Genomic DNA, 14,482 nt, shown 5'->3' with positions numbered 1-14,482 from the left:
GTGGATAAAAGGGCTATTTTGGCAGCCTGTCGGTGTTCTGGCGCGCACCGGGTGCTTTGGGCTGACCATTGCGAGACATCAGGGGTGACAGCGCCGCTTTTGGTACGCTCAGACCATGAACTCCTCGATTGCCGACAACATCGCACGCGTGCAGGCGCAAATTTTGGCCGCTTGTCAGGCCGCAGGCCGTGCACCGGACAGCGTGCAGTTGCTGGCCGTGTCCAAAACCTGGGGGCCCGACGCGGTGCGTCAGGCCCATGCCGCAGGCCTGACGGCCTTTGGCGAAAACTACATTCAGGAGGCGGTGGACAAAATCACCGCCTTGCGCGACCTGCCGCTGCAGTGGCACTGCATCGGCCCCATCCAGAGCAACAAGACGCGGCTGGTGGCCGAGCACTTTGACTGGGTGCACAGTGTGGACCGCCTCAAAATTGCCCAGCGCCTGTCCGAACAACGTCCAGCCGATCTGCCACCCTTGCAGGTCTGCATTCAGGTGAATGTGGACGGTGGCGAGACCAAATCGGGCGTGAGCCCGCAAGAGCTGACCGCGCTGGCACAGGCCGTGGCCGCTTTGCCGCGAATGCGATTGCGAGGCCTCATGACCATCCCCGAGCCTGCCGAGACCGACGCCCAGATGCGCGCCGTGCACGCCCAGGCCAAGGCCCTGTTTGAAGCCCTGCGCCAGCAAGGCCTGCTGCTGGACACCTTGTCGATGGGCATGAGCGCCGACATGGCCGCCGCCATTGCCGAGGGCAGCACCCTGGTGCGGGTGGGCACGGCGATTTTTGGCCAACGCTGAACGCTCAAGGCCTGAGTTTCAGGCGTCCTCGCCCGTGCGCAGCTGGAACAGGCTGCGCCGCTCGCCCACGGGCACCCCGGCGACATTGAGCAGCACCTGCGCGCGCCAGGGTTCCAGTGCCTGGCGCTGCGCATCGTCCAGCCAGCCCAGCTGGTTCAGCGCCTCCACGGTGGCGGCAAACAGGGCGGCCTTGTTGCCGTCCATGATCTTGATGGCCAAAGCTTGACCACGCGAGCGACTGCCCACCACCTGCACGCCGTCTGCACCCACTTTGGTGACCCAGTCGCCGCGGCCGACCCGCATGAAGTCGGCGTCGTTGCGGCCGGTGCCCGAGACCAGTTCCGGGTGGGCGCTCATGGCTTCGCCCAACTGTTTGAGGCTCTCGCCATACAGCCCGTCCGACTCCGGCTTGGCCAGCCGGGCATAGCTGCGGGCCAGGCGCGACAGGGGCATGGCGTAGTTGGGGGCCGAGCAGCCGTCGATGCCCAGCGCCAGCGCTTGCTCATCTAAGCCCGCCAAGTACGCCACGGCCTGGCGAATTTTTTGTTGCAGCGGGTGGTCCACCTCGGTGTAGTTGTCGTTGGGCAAGCCGTGCTGCACGCAATACGCCAAAAAACCGCTGTGCTTGCCGCTGCAGTTGTGGTGCCGCTCATCGTAGGCAAAGCCTTCGGGCATGGGGCGGTCAAAAAACGTAAAGCGGTAAGGCACATGGCAGCCGCAGCGCATCTGGCGCGTGCTGCTGCCGCTTTTGCGCAGGATGGACGTGACCTGCTCAACGTGCATGTCCTCGCCGTTGTGGCTGGCGCACATCAGGGCCAACTCGGTCGGCGTGAAGCCAAAATACGCCACACCGCCCGACTGGATCAGCGGCAAGGCCTGCATCGCCTTGAGGGTGGAGCGGGTGAAGCATAGCCAGTGCGGGTTGCCCACCTGGGCCAGCACGCGGCCTTCGGTGTCGGTCACCGCCAATGCGCCCATGTGCACGCATTCCTGGATGCCGTTGCGGGTGAGTTCAATCAGGGGTTCAAAGTTCATGGCTTGGTTTTTTACGACAAGAAAAACCCAGTCTAAATTGTCCCGGACTTGACCCCCTGTCGCACGGGCAGCCCCGCACAATGAGTGGATGCACAACATCCATTCCCCCCTACAGGCGCAACTGGTTCAATGGTTGGTGGCCCCCGGTGCGACCGTGGCCGCAGGCGACGTGTTGGTCATTCTGGAAGCCATGAAAATGGAGCACGAAATCCGCGCCACCCAGGCCGGGCGTGTGGGCGAGCTGTACTTTCAGGCAGGTGAGGCGGTGGCCGAAGGCGAGGTGCTGGGGGTGCTCATGCCCTTGGCCGATACTGCCCCCCAGCCGGAGGCCCCTGCCGCCAGCACGGCAACTGACCCCCTTTCAAAGGACCGCGCCGACCTGCAAAAGCTGCAGGCTCGCCTGGCCTTCACCCATGACGCGGCACGTCCCGAAGCCGTGGCCAAACGCCACGCCTTGGGGCTGCGCACCGCCCGAGAAAACATCGCTGATCTTTGTGATGAGGGCTCATTTGTCGAATACGGCGCCTTGGCCGTGGCCGCGCAAAGCCGCCGCCGCAGCGCCGACGATCTGATCCGCAACACTCCGGCCGACGGCATGGTCACGGGCATTGGCACAGTCAACGGCCAGCGTGTGGTGGTCATGGCCTACGACTTCACGGTGCTGGCCGGCACGCAGGGCATGCGCAACCACCAAAAGACCGACCGCATGCTGGGTGTGGCCCTGCACAACCACTTGCCCGTCGTGCTGTTTGCCGAAGGTGGGGGCGGCAGGCCGGGCGATGTGGATGTGGCCATTGTGGCGGGCTTGAACCTGGCCACTTTTGCCTCGTTTGCTCGCCTGAACGGTCGGGTGCCGGTGGTGGGCGTGGTGGCCGGGCGCTGCTTTGCGGGCAATGCGGCGCTGCTGGGCTGCGCGGACGTGATCATTGCGACCAAGGGCAGCAACATCGGCATGGGCGGCCCGGCCATGATCGAAGGCGGGGGTTTGGGCGTGTTCAAACCTGAGCAGATTGGTCCGAGCGAAGTTCAGGACGGCAACGGCGTGATCGATGTGCTGGTCGATGACGAAACGCAGGCCGTGGCAGCAGCACGGCATTACCTGTCGTTTTTCCAAGGGGTCACACAGACCTGGCAAGCGCCTCCTGCCGAGGCCCTGCGCCAAGTGGTGCCCGAAAACCGCCTGCGCGTGTACGACACCCGCGCCGCCATGCAGGGCATGGCCGACGTCGGCAGCTTGCTGCATTTGCGCACCGGCTTTGGCGTGGGCATCCACACGGCCTTGGCCCGCATCGCTGGCCGCCCGGTGGGCCTGATGGCCAACAACCCACTGCACCTGGGCGGCGCGATCGATGCCGATGCGGCGGATAAAGCCGCACGTTTCATGCAGCTGTGCAATGCGCACGGGCTGCCCATGGTGAGTCTGGTGGACACGCCCGGCTTCATGGTCGGGCCCGACATCGAAGCTCTGGCGCAGGTGCGCCATGTCTCGCGCATGTTTGTGGCGGCTGCGCACCTGCGGGTGCCGCTGCTCAGCGTGGTCTTGCGCAAGGGCTATGGTCTGGGCGCGATGGCCATGACGGGTGGGGGCTTTCACGAAACGCTGAGCACGGTGGCTTGGCCCACCGGCGAGTTTGGCGGCATGGGCCTCGAAGGCGCGGTGCGCCTCGGCTATCGCAAGGAACTCGAAGTCCTGCCCGAGGGCACCGAGCGTGAGGCTTTGTTTGAGCAGCTGCTGGCGCAGCAATACGACAACGGCAGCGCCATCAACATGGCCGCCACGCTGGAGATCGACGCAGTCATCGACCCTGCCTCCACGCGCGAGTGGCTGGTGGCGGGACTGCAGGCCGGGCGGGTGAAGCCCGTCGATGGCACGCTGGCCATCGACACTTGGTGATTGCCGTCATGGGCTCCCGATCAAGTCGGGGGCGACAAAGCTCAGTCATCCCCGCGCAGGTGGGTATCCATTCGCCATCGAAGGCATAGACCCTCGATCAAGTCGGGCGTGACAAAGGTAGCCGCGCTGGCAACACAGTGCCCACACATTCACCAAAGCCAATGCGCGCAGCGCCCGTGCGTTCACACCAGCCGCGCAGCACCACGCTGTCGCCGTCTTCCAGCCAGGTGCGCTGCTCGCCGTTGGGCAGGGCAATCGGGTTTTTGCCACCCGTGGTCAACTCAATCAGTGCGCCTGCTTGGTCAAGCGTGGGACCAGAAAGCGTGCCACTGCCCAGCAGGTCGCCCGGCTGCAGGTTGCAGCCGTTCACGGTGTGGTGCGTGACCATTTGCGCCACCGTCCAGTAAGCGTGACGGTAGCTGGTGCGGCAGATGCTGGCGTCGGCCTGACCGTCTTCGCGCATCTTGGGCGTTTGCAGTCCCACCAGCAGCTGAATGTCGAAAGCGCCTTCTGCGCGGTTGGCGGGGGAGTCCAGATAAGCCATGGGCTGCGGATCACCCTCGGGCCGGGTGAAGGCCGTGCGGTAAGGGGCCAGCGCTTCGAGCGTGACGACCCAGGGCGACACGGTGGAGGCAAAGTTCTTGGCCAGGAAGGGGCCGAGCGGCTGGTATTCCCACCCCTGGATATCACGAGCCGACCAGTCGTTGAGCAGGCAGATGCCGAACACATGGTCTTCGGCTTCGGTGATGTCCACCGCGTCCCCCAGCGCATTGCCGCTGCCGATGAAGATGCCCAGCTCCAGTTCAATGTCCAGCCGCTTGCAGGGGCCAAACGCCGGTTCGGTGGCCCCGGGCGGCATGGTCTGGCCCACCGGGCGGCGGAACTGCTGACCCGACACGCCAATGCTGGACGCGCGGCCGTGGTAGCCAATCGGCACCCATTTGTAGTTGGGCAGCAGCGGGTTGTCAGGGCGGAACTGCTTGCCGATGTTGGTCGCGTGGTAGACCGAGGTGTAGAAGTCGGTGTAGTCGCCAATCCGGGCAGGCACGTCGTATTCGGCCTCGGCTTGCGGCACAAGGCAGGCCTGCAGAGCGGCTTGGTTTGCCGAGCCTTCGCGCAGGGCGCGTGACAGGGCCAGGCGCAGAGCGCTCCAGGCCGATGTGCCCAGCGCCATCAGCGCATTGAGTTTGTCTTGTGCGCCCGCTTGCGCCGCAGCAGCAGCTTCGCCTTTCAGCACGCCTGATTGGGCGACGGCCGCAAGGTCCAGAATCTGGTCGCCAATGGCCACCCCGCCACGGAAGGATTCAATCGAGCCCTGGCGGCGGAACACCGCAAAAGGCAGGTTCTGGATCGGGAAGTCGGTGCCTGTGGCGTTGGCCGAGGCGACCCAACTGGTCAGGGCAGGGTTGTGGGTTTCGTTCAGTTGCGTCATGGCCAATCCTCAAGCGGCCATGCTGCCGTCGTGCATCCAGGCAGCGTGTTGGGGGGCTCGCTTGGTTTGGCTCCACTCTTCCAGCATGTCCCACTTCACTTCGTCGAGCTTTTGCATCATCTCGGGTGTGCCGCAGTCGGCGGCCAATTCGAGGCGGTGGCCGCTCGGGTCAAAGAAATAGATGCTTTTGAAGATGGTGTGGTCCACCGGGCCGAGCACCTCGACGCCGCCAGCCACCAGCTTGTCTTTGGCCGCCAGCAGTGTTTCCATCGAATCGACTTTCAGCGCCAGGTGCTGCACCCAGGCGGGGGTGTTTTGGTCGCGGTCCATCGGCGGCTGGCTGGGCAGTTCAAAAAATGCCAACACATTGCCATGGCCCGCATCCAGAAAAACGTGCATGTACGGGTCGGGCGCTTTGGTGGACGGCACTTCGTTTTCGGCAATGGCCAGCACGAATTTCATGTCGAGGTGCTTTTGGTACCAAAGAACGGTTTCTTTGGCGTCTTTGCAGCGGTAAGCAACGTGGTGAACGGATTGAACGAGCATGGGAGTCTCCTGGTGAAAGGGGGGTGAATCAGAGGTCTTGCAGGGCGGTGGTGATCTGCTGCTGGAACAGGGTTTCGTCGGCCAGGGCGTTGGCGTTGAGCAGCGCGAGTTTGACGAGGAACAAAGTGGCCTTGTCAGCGCCTGCTTGGTCAATGGCGGTGGCCAGTGCGTCGTAGACGGTTTCGAGGCCGCCGATGGTGAGTGTGGAGTTTGTCATGATGTTGCCCTTGTTATGCATGCCTGATGCGAACTTTCATGGGGATGAATGGTGACGCTTTGTAGGAGCCAGCCCTGCTGGCGATGGACGCGTGTGGACCACACGCTCTTCGCTTGCAGGGAAAGCTCTTGCAACATCAGCTCCAATGCATCCCCGTACAGCAAAAAGCTTCAGCATCGTTGGGGTTTTATTCTGCCGAGGTCTGCGATGGGTGTGAATGCTTATTCTTGGTAGGAGCCAGCCCTGCTGGCGATGGGCGCGCGCGAACCGCGAGTCATCGCTTGCAGGGCAAGCTCCTACAGGCTCAGACCTCATGAATTTCTTTGCTTCATCCAGTGTGAACATTGTTTGACCTTATTGACCTCGCGGCAAGGCGGTGGTCAGTGCGGCTTGCAGGCGTGTGGCGTCGAGGGTGATCCAGCGCGCACAGATGTGCTGGTCGGGGCGCAGCAAATACGCGCCGCCGTTGGCAGGCACACCGTAGCGCTGGCGCAGGTGGCCGTCTGCATCGGGCAGGGTTTTGTCGGCACCGGCCACAGGCGGGGTCGCGCCGACCGCGATCACGTTCAGGGGCATGCCCTTGGCGCGAGCGGTCTGGATGACGTGTTGCAGCGCCTCGGGTAAGGCGGTGTCGGTGAAATACAGCAGGTCGAAGCCGCCGCCCAAGTGGTCGAGCAAGAAGTCGTTTGCGCCCAGGCGCACGTTTTGCGGCGGTGCGCCGTGCGCCGGACCTGTCTTGAACAAGCCGTTGTCGTCGCCCGTGCTGTTGAGCAGGGAGTGGGTGTACTCATGGGGCCTGGACGTGCGCCAGTGGTAGAGCGGTCTCACGAACTCTTGTGTGAGCGAGAGCGACAAGACCGCGTCGCGCAGCAGGCGAAAGCCTTTGCTGGGCGGTGCCATGAAACGGGTGCTTTTGCCAGCCTCGGTGATGATCTCGCGGGCTGCGCCCACGCGCTCGGCGCTGTGGTTGGCCAGCAGCTTTGTGCTTGCCAGGCCCTTGACCACAAAAGCCAGATGCCAGCCCAGCGATTGCGCATCCTGGAAAGCGGTGTTGGCTCCACGCACACCAAAGATGGGCAGCAGGTGCGCCGCGTCGCCCGTGAAGATGACGCTGCCATGCACAAAGTCGGGCAAGGTGAGTGTGCGGGCCGAATAGACCGAAGACCAGTCCATCTCCCACGACACGCCTGCGTGGCCGATCATCGCCAGCTGCGCGTCGATGCGGGCCTTGAGCGATTCGGGGCGCAGCGCTTCTTCGGGTGTTTCTCCCGAAGGAAGCTGGTAGTCCACGCGCCAGATGCCGTTGGGTTCGCGGTGCATCAAGATGGTGTTGCCAGGGTTCCATTCGGGGTCAAAAAAGGCCAGGCGCTCGGTGGGGTAAGGCAGGTCGATTTGGATGTCGGCGATCACGAAAAAGCCTTCGTAAGACGCGCCTTCCATCTGCAGGTTCATGGCGTAGCGGATGCCTGAACGCCCCCCGTCGGCGGCCACCACCCAGTCACTCTCCAGGGTGTGAAGGCCTTCGGGGGTGTCGACTGCCAGCACGGCATAGCCGTCCTTCTGGTCAATTTTTTCCAGCTTGTTGCCCCAACGGAAATCGATCAGCGGGTTGGCTTTGCAAGCGTCGTGCAGGTACTCCTCCATGAACTGCTGCTGCACGTTGATGATTGGAAAGAAGCGGTCATCGGGGTCGTGCGGCGCTTCCATGCGGAACACGCGCTGCCCCCGGTAATAGGAGTTACCAAAGCGCCAGGGCAAACCGCCTGCAGTCATGCGATCGGCCACGCCCACTTGTTGCAGGATTTCCATTGAGCGGCGCGTGAAGCAAATCGCCCGGCTGCCTTGCGAGAACTGCAACTCGGCGCTCAGCACCACGCTGGGCACGCCGTGACGGGCCAGCTCCAGCGCAGTGACCATGCCCGCAGGGCCTGAGCCGACGATCACGACTTTTTTGCGCTCTTGCTTCGGGTGCGCCGAGGGCAACCAGGGCTTGAAGACCTGGTAGTTGTAATAGAGCGAAGGGCGTGCTTCGGTGCTGGGGGTGTGCATGTTTTTTTGTGGTGTAGCGGTCAGCGGGGGCGGGCGTTCGAAGCAGAGCCTGGACCTGGACTGTCGTCATTCGCAACGCCCAGACGGGAATCGGTCGCAACGCCCGGACGGGAGTCCGTCGTAACGCCCGGACGGGCGTGGGCAATCAGCCGGTCCATCATGGCGCTCAAGGCGGCTTGCTCTTTGGCGCTCAGGCAGCCAAAAATTTGTTCGTTGCGTTGGTGCACCATGTCCATGGCGCTCTTGAACACCTCGCTTCCGGCTGGTGTCAGTGTCAGCACCACGCCCCGGCCATCACCCGGGTGATCTGCTTTGAGCACCAGGCCTTGGTCCACCAGCGCCTGCGCTCCTCGGCTGGCTTGGCCTTTGTTCAGGTTGGCTTTTTCAGCCAGTTCCTTGACCGACAAAGGCTCGAAAGTGCCAATGGTCGTCAGGCAGCGCCCGTCGCTCATCGAAAGGCCTGTGCGCTCGGGATAGACCGCCTGGCTGTCCGCATCGGTCAGCTTGTGCAGTTGGTGCAGACGGTAGGTCAGCGTGCGGTCGAGGGGCGTGGACATGGCTGGGGGCGGTGGGGGATGTGGCGATTTCTGGGGTGGAACTGGTTGCGCTCGCAACCAAGTATAAACACTGATGGTTGTGCATGCAACCAAATTTCTCTTTGTAGGTCGGTGGCTTCAGCCCCGACATGGTGGACCACAAGCACTTGTCGGGGCTGAAGCCACCGACCTACAAATACCGAGCCTTGATCGAAAATAAACTTGTTTACACGCTCAAACCGTGGCTCAATGATTTCAAAAAATCAGGGAGGGGCAGCCATGCAATACCGTCGATCAGCCACGCCGGGCGGGGCGTACTTTTTCACCATGGTGACCCACGATCGTCGGCCTTGGCTCCATGAACCCTTATGCATCAAAGTTTTAGGTGACGTGATGCGGCATGTCCGCACACAAAGGCCCTTTGAGACCCTGGCGATGGTGGTCATGCCGGACCACCTGCATGCCATCTGGCGCTTGCCACCAGAAGACGCTGATTTCTCCACCCGCTGGATGCTCATCAAACAAGGCGTGCTGCACCGGCTGCATGGGCGCATGGGTGTTCCGACTTTGTGGCAAGGCAGGTTTTGGGAACACGCCCTGCGCGATGAACGCGATGTTGAGCAGCACGCGCATTACATCCACTTCAACCCCGTCAAGCATGGACTTGTGCAACAGGTGTGCGATTGGCCGCACAGCACCTTTCATCGGTATGTGAAAAACGGTGTTTATCCGTCTGATTGGGGAACAGCTCCGGGCGTGTTGTCCGGTGTCAGAGAGTGATGTGTTTGTCGGCCACTTCCGCTCCGAGAAATGCGTGTGGTCCACCCTCTCGGGGCTAAAGCCACCGACCTACGAGTACACGGTTTCCCCGTAGGTCGGAGCTTCAGCTCCGACGATGTCTGCTCCGGCGCGGGCACATGTCGGGGCTACAGCCGCCGACCTGCACAACCTAGCGGATCAAAACCGTTCCAGCTCCGGGTGCTTGATGGCCCCCGCACGCACCAGCATGCGGCCGTACTCGGCGCAGCGGTTCAGTGTCGGAATCACCTTGCCGGGGTTGAGCAGGCCTTGTGGGTCAAAGGCTCGTTTGACGGCGAACATCTGCTCGTTTTCTTCCGGGCTGAACTGCACGCACATGCTGTTCACTTTCTCGATGCCCACGCCGTGCTCACCCGTGACCGTGCCACCCATGGCCACGCTGGTTTCCAGGATGTCGGCACCAAACAGCTCGCAGCGGCGCAACTGGTCGGCATCGTTCGCGTCGAACAGGATCAACGGGTGCAGGTTGCCGTCGCCCGCGTGGAACACGTTCAGGCAGCGCAGCGCGTACTTGGTTTCCATTTCCGAGATGGCTTGCAGGATGTCGGCCAGGCGCTTGCGCGGGATGGTCGAGTCCATGCACATGTAATCGGGGCTGATGCGGCCCGATGCGGGGAAGGCGTTTTTGCGGCCGCTCCAGAATTTGAGGCGCTGGGCTTCGTCGCGGCTGACCGAAATGGCCGTGGCACCGCAGTCACGCAACACCGCGCTCATGCGGCCAATTTCTTCTTCGACCTCTTCGGGCGTGCCATCGCTCTCGCAGAGCAAAATCGCCGCCGCACTCAGGTCGTAGCCCGCATGCACAAAGTCTTCCACCGCGATCGTCATGGGGCCGTCCATCATCTCCAGACCTGCCGGAATGATGCCCGCCGCAATGACAGCCGCCACCGCATCGCCGGCTTTGCGCACATCGTCAAAACTGGCCATGATGCAGCGGGCCAGTTGCGGCTTGGGCACCAGCTTGACGGTGACTTCGGTCGTCACGGCCAGCATGCCTTCGCTGCCCACCAGCACGGCCAGCAGGTCGTAGCCCGAGGTGTCGAGCGCGTCGCTGCCAAATTCAATCGGGTCACCTTCGATGGTGAAGCCCTTCACCTTGAGCACGTTGTGCACGGTGAGGCCGTATTTGAGGCAGTGCACGCCGCCCGAGTTTTCGGCCACGTTGCCGCCAATCGTGCAGGCGATCTGGCTGGACGGATCGGGCGCGTAATACAGCCCATAAGGCGCTGCCGCTTCGCTGATGGCCAGGTTGCGCACGCCGCATTGCACCACCGCCGTGCGGCTCACGGGGTCCACGGTTTTGATCTGGTTGAAGCGCGCCATGGACAGCGTCACGCCCATGCGGTGCGGCATGGCGCCGCCCGACAGACCCGTGCCCGCGCCGCGTGCCACCACCGGCACCGCCAGGGCGAGGCAGGCTTTGAGCACGGCCTGCACCTGCGCTTCGGTCTCGGGCAGGCAGACGACCAAAGGCCGCTCGCGGTAGGCGGTCAGGCCGTCGCACTCGTAAGGTGTGGTGTCTTCGGGGGTGTACAAAATCGCGTCGGCGGGAAGCACACGGCCCAAGGCCTGCACCACAGCGCGTTGGCGCTCGGCACGTTCGGTGGCGGTCAGTTGCTGTGTTTCGTCGGGGGTGTGGGCGCTCATGGCAGTCAAAACCTGTGGTGAAGGTTCAACTGTACGTGCAAGCCTGAGCAAAGTGGCTGAATAAACTTTGAGGGGCTTGTGAATTTGACTTCTCAGGTCAGCGCCTTTTTTAACCAGTCCGCAAATGTCGCGCATTCCCAGCGCTCCATGGTGCCGGTGCGCCAGCACAAGTAGTGGGCATGTGGGCTGGAAACATTGTGATCAAACAAGCGAACCAGTTGACCGTTTTCAAGCCAGGGGGCCGCCAACTTCAGTCGGACCAAGCCAACCCCCAAACCTTGAGAGGCCGCATCGCAGACGAGGCCTGTATCGTTGAAAGAAGATGCTTCGCTGGGTTCAGGCCAGTCGAGATCGTGGGCATCAAACCATGTTCGCCAAGGCTCCAAGGCGCTGCGCAACAAAGGAACGCCACGCAGATCGCTGGTGTTGTAAAAAGGGCCATTTTCTCGAACCCATGTAGGTGAAGCCAGGGGTGTGACTTCATCTCGCAGCAAACAAATGTGTTCCACATCTGAATAACGGCCGCTGCCAAACCGGATGGTTAAATCAGAGTCTTCGGCTTGAACATCAAACAAAGCGATGCTCACCTGGAGGGATAAATTGATCTCTGGATAGGCTTCGATGAAATGCCGCAACTTGGGCATCAGCAATGTTCTGGCAAATGTGGGCGGCGCGGCAACCCGCAGCCTTTTCGGGCCAGTCAATGAGACGCTGGAGGGTCTGCGCTGCAACGCCCTCAAACCTTCACAGACATCTTGGAGGTATTCAATTCCTTCGTGTGTCAGTGAAAAATCAGCACGGCTGAACAGTTTAAAACCCAGAACTTGTTCGAGTTGGCGAATGCGATGGCTGATGGCACTGGGAGTCACGCAAAGCTCTGCCGCCGCCTGCGTGGCATTTTTGTGTCTAGCCAATGCTTCAAAGGTCAACAGGCACTGTATCGGGGGGATTCTGGGATTCATTGCAGCGTGTGTGATAGCCATTTGCATCAGCGTCTATCTGATGTAACCGCAATGTAACCTGTAGGTTTACAGGTTTGGTTGAATAAATTTCGGCGTCACTTGAAATCTTGCGCTGTCTGCATGAGGCCGGTCAAGCCAGCGCTTTTTTCAGCCAGTCGGCAAAAGTGGCGCATTCCCAGCGTTCCATGGTGCCGGTGCGCCAGCACAGGTAGTGGGCGTGAGGGCTGGGCACGCTGCGCTCGAACAGGCGCACCAACTGGCCGCTTTCCACCCAAGGCGCGCCCAGTTTGGTGCGGATCAGGCCCACGCCCAGGCCTTGGGCTGCGGCGTCGCACATCAGGCCGATGTCATTGAAGGACGAGCCGTCCAAGGGCTCTGGCCAGTCCAGATCGTGCGCCGCAAACCAGGTGCGCCAGGGCTCCAGCGGGCTGCGCAACAAGGGCACGCGCTGCAGATCTTCCACGCTGGCAAAGGGGCCGTTTTCACGCAACCAGGCGGGCGATGCCAGGGGCGTCACATCGTCCTTGGCCAGACAAATGTGCTCCACGTCCGAATAACGGCCCGTGCCAAAACGCACCGTCAAATCGGCGTCTTCGGCCACCACGTCCAGCAGCGGAATGCTGACCTGCAGCGTGATGTCGATTTCAGGATAAGCATCTAAAAAGTGCTTGAGGCGCGGCATCAGCACCGAGCGTGCAAAGGTGGGTGTGACCGCCAGGCGCAGTTTGCGACGCCCGGGTGTGTTGCTGGCGCTGGGAAAGCGCTGCAGCGACACCAGGCCCTCGCGCACATGGGCCAGGTATTCATTGCCTTCGGTGGTGAGCGAAAAATCGGCCCGGCCAAACAGCTTGGTGCCGATGATTTGCTCGAGCTGCTTGACGCGGTGGCTCACGGCGCTGGGCGTCACGCACAGCTCTTCGGCCGCTTGGGTCACGCTGCGCAATCGTGCCAGCGCCTCAAAGGTCAAAAGACACTGGATGGGCGGGATGCGCGACGCGTGGGCTGACATGCTGGGCCTTTGTTTATTTGAAGATCACGGTCTTGTGGCCGTTGATCAGCACGCGGTGCTCGCTGTGCCACTTCACGGCGCGGGCCAGCACCTGGCTTTCGGTGTCGCGGCCTTGGGCTGTGAGGTCTTCCACGGTTTTGCTGTGGTCCACCCGGGCCACATCTTGTTCGATGATCGGGCCTTCGTCCAGATCGGCGGTGACATAGTGGGCGGTGGCACCGATCAGCTTCACGCCCCGGTCGTGTGCCTGGTAATAAGGCTTGGCCCCTTTGAAGCTGGGCAAAAAACTGTGGTGGATGTTGATGGCGCGACCGGCCAGCTTGCGGCACAGGTCGTCCGAGAGGATTTGCATGTAACGCGCCAGCACCACCAGCTCGGCGCCTTCGGCCTGGATGATCTCGTACTGCTTGGCTTCGGCTTGTGCCTTGTTGTCCTTGGTCAGCGGGATGTGGTGAAACGGCACGTTGTAGCTGGCCGCCAGCTGGTAGAACTCGCGGTGGTTGCTCACGATGGCGCGGATATCGAGCGGCAGCAAGCCACTCTTCCAGCGAAACAGCAGGTCGTTCAGGCAGTGGCCTTCCTTGCTGACCATGATCACGGTGCGCATGGGCTGGGCGGTGGCGTGCAGGTCCCATTTCATGCCGAAAGTCTGGGCAAATTCGCCCCATTGCGCTTCCAGCGTCGGGCCATCGGCTTGTTCACAGGCGAACTGCACGCGCATGAAAAACAGTCCCGTGTCACGGTCGTTGTACTGGGCCGCTTCTTCGATGTTGCCCCCGCGCTCGAGCAAGAAGCCCGAGACGGCATGCACGATGCCGGTGCGGTCGGGGCAAGACAGGGTCAGGATGTAGGTGGTGGTCATGGATGGAAAGGTACTTACAAGGCTTGAGCAGGTGACAGTTCATTCCGTAGCAATGGCTGTCTCTGCAGCTTGTACTGATTGTAGAGACCAGAGCATGCAGTGGTTTCAAGCGCCAGACGGCAGGGGGTGGCAAGCACAAGACAAGTTCATGATGTGACTCGCTAAAGCGTGTAACTGAATGATTTGGTAATAATATGTAGACTTTTGAAATATCTTCTTGTCATGAAACGCATAACCCAACTTTTCATCACCCTCGGTACTTTTTTCTTGATGACAGCCTGTGGCGGGGGTGGAAGCAGTGACTCTTACACCGCAAACATCAGCGTGGGATCAACAAGCCATGTGTGTAAATCCGAAGTCGCAGCCAACCTCTGCAAAGCAGGGGATTGTTCGCAGTGTCAATGCTTGAGCGGATGTCCCGCTGCTCCAGGCGAAGCGATCACTCTGTCGTGCCTTTTTTATGATGGCATTGCGCGTGTGCCATCGACAGGTTGCACATTGGCCACGACGCCGGTGCGCACGCTGGCTTGTTCAGGTACAAAATTGTTTATTCTGGATGGTCAAGGCTACACGCGAACGGACGTTTTGCAGGGCACTTCATTCAACGGTCCTCAACCTTATGAACTGTTTGGATTTAAGTTCAACTGCGGTGCTTGAGCAGAAATCGACTTTGTC

The 14,482-nt window shown here is 61.6% G+C and carries 13 protein-coding genes and 1 pseudogene; 4 read left to right on the top strand and 10 right to left on the bottom strand.

Annotated elements, in window-relative coordinates; genetic code table 11:
• Positions 1-115: 115 nt before the first annotated feature.
• Complete coding sequence (locus AMM33_RS08810; protein WP_090140427.1) at positions 116-799, top strand: YggS family pyridoxal phosphate-dependent enzyme; 684 nt, start codon at positions 116-118, stop codon at positions 797-799.
• An 18-nt stretch (positions 800-817) separates the two neighbouring features.
• Here AMM33_RS08810 and AMM33_RS08805 read toward each other — a convergent pair whose 3' ends face one another.
• A complete protein-coding gene (locus tag AMM33_RS08805; RefSeq protein ID WP_090140425.1) occupies positions 818-1,834 on the bottom strand; it encodes an asparaginase in 1,017 nt (338 codons plus the stop codon).
• 61 nt (positions 1,835-1,895) lie between these two features.
• Between AMM33_RS08805 and AMM33_RS08800 the strand changes: the two are divergent.
• A pseudogene (locus AMM33_RS08800) lies at positions 1,896-3,728 on the top strand (carboxyl transferase domain-containing protein); the annotation flags it as partial.
• 97 nt (positions 3,729-3,825) lie between these two features.
• Here AMM33_RS08800 and fahA read toward each other — a convergent pair.
• The 5 genes from fahA to AMM33_RS08775 form a co-directional block, all read right to left on the bottom strand.
• Positions 3,826-5,160 carry a fumarylacetoacetase gene (gene fahA / locus AMM33_RS08795; protein ID WP_090140422.1) on the bottom strand — a complete coding sequence of 445 codons (1,335 nt, stop codon included), beginning with the start codon at positions 5,158-5,160 and terminating at the stop codon, positions 3,826-3,828.
• Between the two features lie 9 nt (positions 5,161-5,169).
• The gene (locus AMM33_RS08790; RefSeq protein ID WP_090140420.1) at positions 5,170-5,706 is read right to left on the bottom strand and encodes a VOC family protein; all 537 of its coding nucleotides are present in this window, start codon (positions 5,704-5,706) and stop codon (positions 5,170-5,172) included.
• 28 nt (positions 5,707-5,734) lie between these two features.
• A complete protein-coding gene (locus AMM33_RS08785; protein WP_090140576.1) occupies positions 5,735-5,923 on the bottom strand; it encodes a DUF2783 domain-containing protein in 189 nt (62 codons plus the stop codon).
• A gap of 354 nt (positions 5,924-6,277) precedes the next feature.
• Positions 6,278-7,972, bottom strand: coding sequence for an FAD-dependent monooxygenase (locus AMM33_RS08780; protein ID WP_090140418.1), 1,695 nt, complete (start codon positions 7,970-7,972; stop codon positions 6,278-6,280).
• 20 nt (positions 7,973-7,992) lie between these two features.
• Positions 7,993-8,529: a MarR family winged helix-turn-helix transcriptional regulator gene (locus tag AMM33_RS08775; RefSeq protein ID WP_090140416.1), complete on the bottom strand. Its 537-nt coding sequence runs from the start codon at positions 8,527-8,529 to the stop codon at positions 7,993-7,995.
• 258 nt (positions 8,530-8,787) lie between these two features.
• Between AMM33_RS08775 and AMM33_RS08770 the strand changes: the two genes are divergently transcribed.
• On the top strand, positions 8,788-9,288 hold the full coding sequence (locus AMM33_RS08770; RefSeq protein ID WP_090140415.1) for an REP-associated tyrosine transposase: 501 nt from the start codon (positions 8,788-8,790) through the stop codon (positions 9,286-9,288).
• A 177-nt stretch (positions 9,289-9,465) separates the two neighbouring features.
• Here AMM33_RS08770 and AMM33_RS08765 read toward each other — a convergent pair whose 3' ends face one another.
• The 4 genes from AMM33_RS08765 to purU all read right to left on the bottom strand — a co-directional run bounded on the left by AMM33_RS08765 (position 9,466) and on the right by purU (position 13,807).
• Positions 9,466-10,974, bottom strand: a complete 1,509-nt coding sequence (locus AMM33_RS08765; RefSeq protein WP_090140413.1) for an FAD-linked oxidase C-terminal domain-containing protein — start codon at positions 10,972-10,974, stop codon at positions 9,466-9,468.
• 92 nt (positions 10,975-11,066) lie between these two features.
• Positions 11,067-11,936, bottom strand: coding sequence for a LysR substrate-binding domain-containing protein (locus AMM33_RS08760; protein ID WP_090140574.1), 870 nt, complete (start codon positions 11,934-11,936; stop codon positions 11,067-11,069).
• Between the two features lie 130 nt (positions 11,937-12,066).
• On the bottom strand, positions 12,067-12,945 hold the full coding sequence (locus AMM33_RS08755) for a LysR substrate-binding domain-containing protein (protein WP_090140411.1): 879 nt from the start codon (positions 12,943-12,945) through the stop codon (positions 12,067-12,069).
• Positions 12,946-12,958: 13 nt separating this feature from the next.
• Complete coding sequence (purU, locus tag AMM33_RS08750) at positions 12,959-13,807, bottom strand: formyltetrahydrofolate deformylase (RefSeq protein ID WP_090140409.1); 849 nt, start codon at positions 13,805-13,807, stop codon at positions 12,959-12,961.
• Positions 13,808-14,029: 222 nt separating this feature from the next.
• Between purU and AMM33_RS21900 the strand changes: the two genes are divergently transcribed.
• A complete protein-coding gene (locus tag AMM33_RS21900; RefSeq protein ID WP_194945344.1) occupies positions 14,030-14,464 on the top strand; it encodes a hypothetical protein in 435 nt (144 codons plus the stop codon).
• Positions 14,465-14,482 lie beyond the last annotated feature (18 nt).

The organism is Limnohabitans sp. DM1, from assembly GCF_001269385.1.
Lineage (GTDB): Bacteria > Pseudomonadota > Gammaproteobacteria > Burkholderiales > Burkholderiaceae_C > Limnohabitans_A.
This window is presented reverse-complemented; position numbering and strand designations above follow the sequence as displayed.

Coding starts and splice junctions, on each gene's coding strand:
- AMM33_RS21900 (WP_194945344.1), top strand. CDS start 14,030: ATGAAACGCATAACCCAACTTTTCATCACCCTCGGTACTTTTTTCTTG.
- purU (WP_090140409.1), bottom strand. CDS start 13,807: ATGACCACCACCTACATCCTGACCCTGTCTTGCCCCGACCGCACCGGC.
- AMM33_RS08770 (WP_090140415.1), top strand. CDS start 8,788: ATGCAATACCGTCGATCAGCCACGCCGGGCGGGGCGTACTTTTTCACC.
- AMM33_RS08810 (WP_090140427.1), top strand. CDS start 116: ATGAACTCCTCGATTGCCGACAACATCGCACGCGTGCAGGCGCAAATT.
- AMM33_RS08785 (WP_090140576.1), bottom strand. CDS start 5,923: ATGACAAACTCCACACTCACCATCGGCGGCCTCGAAACCGTCTACGAC.
- fahA (WP_090140422.1), bottom strand. CDS start 5,160: ATGACGCAACTGAACGAAACCCACAACCCTGCCCTGACCAGTTGGGTC.
- AMM33_RS08790 (WP_090140420.1), bottom strand. CDS start 5,706: ATGCTCGTTCAATCCGTTCACCACGTTGCTTACCGCTGCAAAGACGCC.
- AMM33_RS08780 (WP_090140418.1), bottom strand. CDS start 7,972: ATGCACACCCCCAGCACCGAAGCACGCCCTTCGCTCTATTACAACTAC.
- AMM33_RS08755 (WP_090140411.1), bottom strand. CDS start 12,945: ATGTCAGCCCACGCGTCGCGCATCCCGCCCATCCAGTGTCTTTTGACC.
- AMM33_RS08760 (WP_090140574.1), bottom strand. CDS start 11,936: ATGAATCCCAGAATCCCCCCGATACAGTGCCTGTTGACCTTTGAAGCA.
- AMM33_RS08775 (WP_090140416.1), bottom strand. CDS start 8,529: ATGTCCACGCCCCTCGACCGCACGCTGACCTACCGTCTGCACCAACTG.
- AMM33_RS08805 (WP_090140425.1), bottom strand. CDS start 1,834: ATGAACTTTGAACCCCTGATTGAACTCACCCGCAACGGCATCCAGGAA.
- AMM33_RS08765 (WP_090140413.1), bottom strand. CDS start 10,974: ATGAGCGCCCACACCCCCGACGAAACACAGCAACTGACCGCCACCGAA.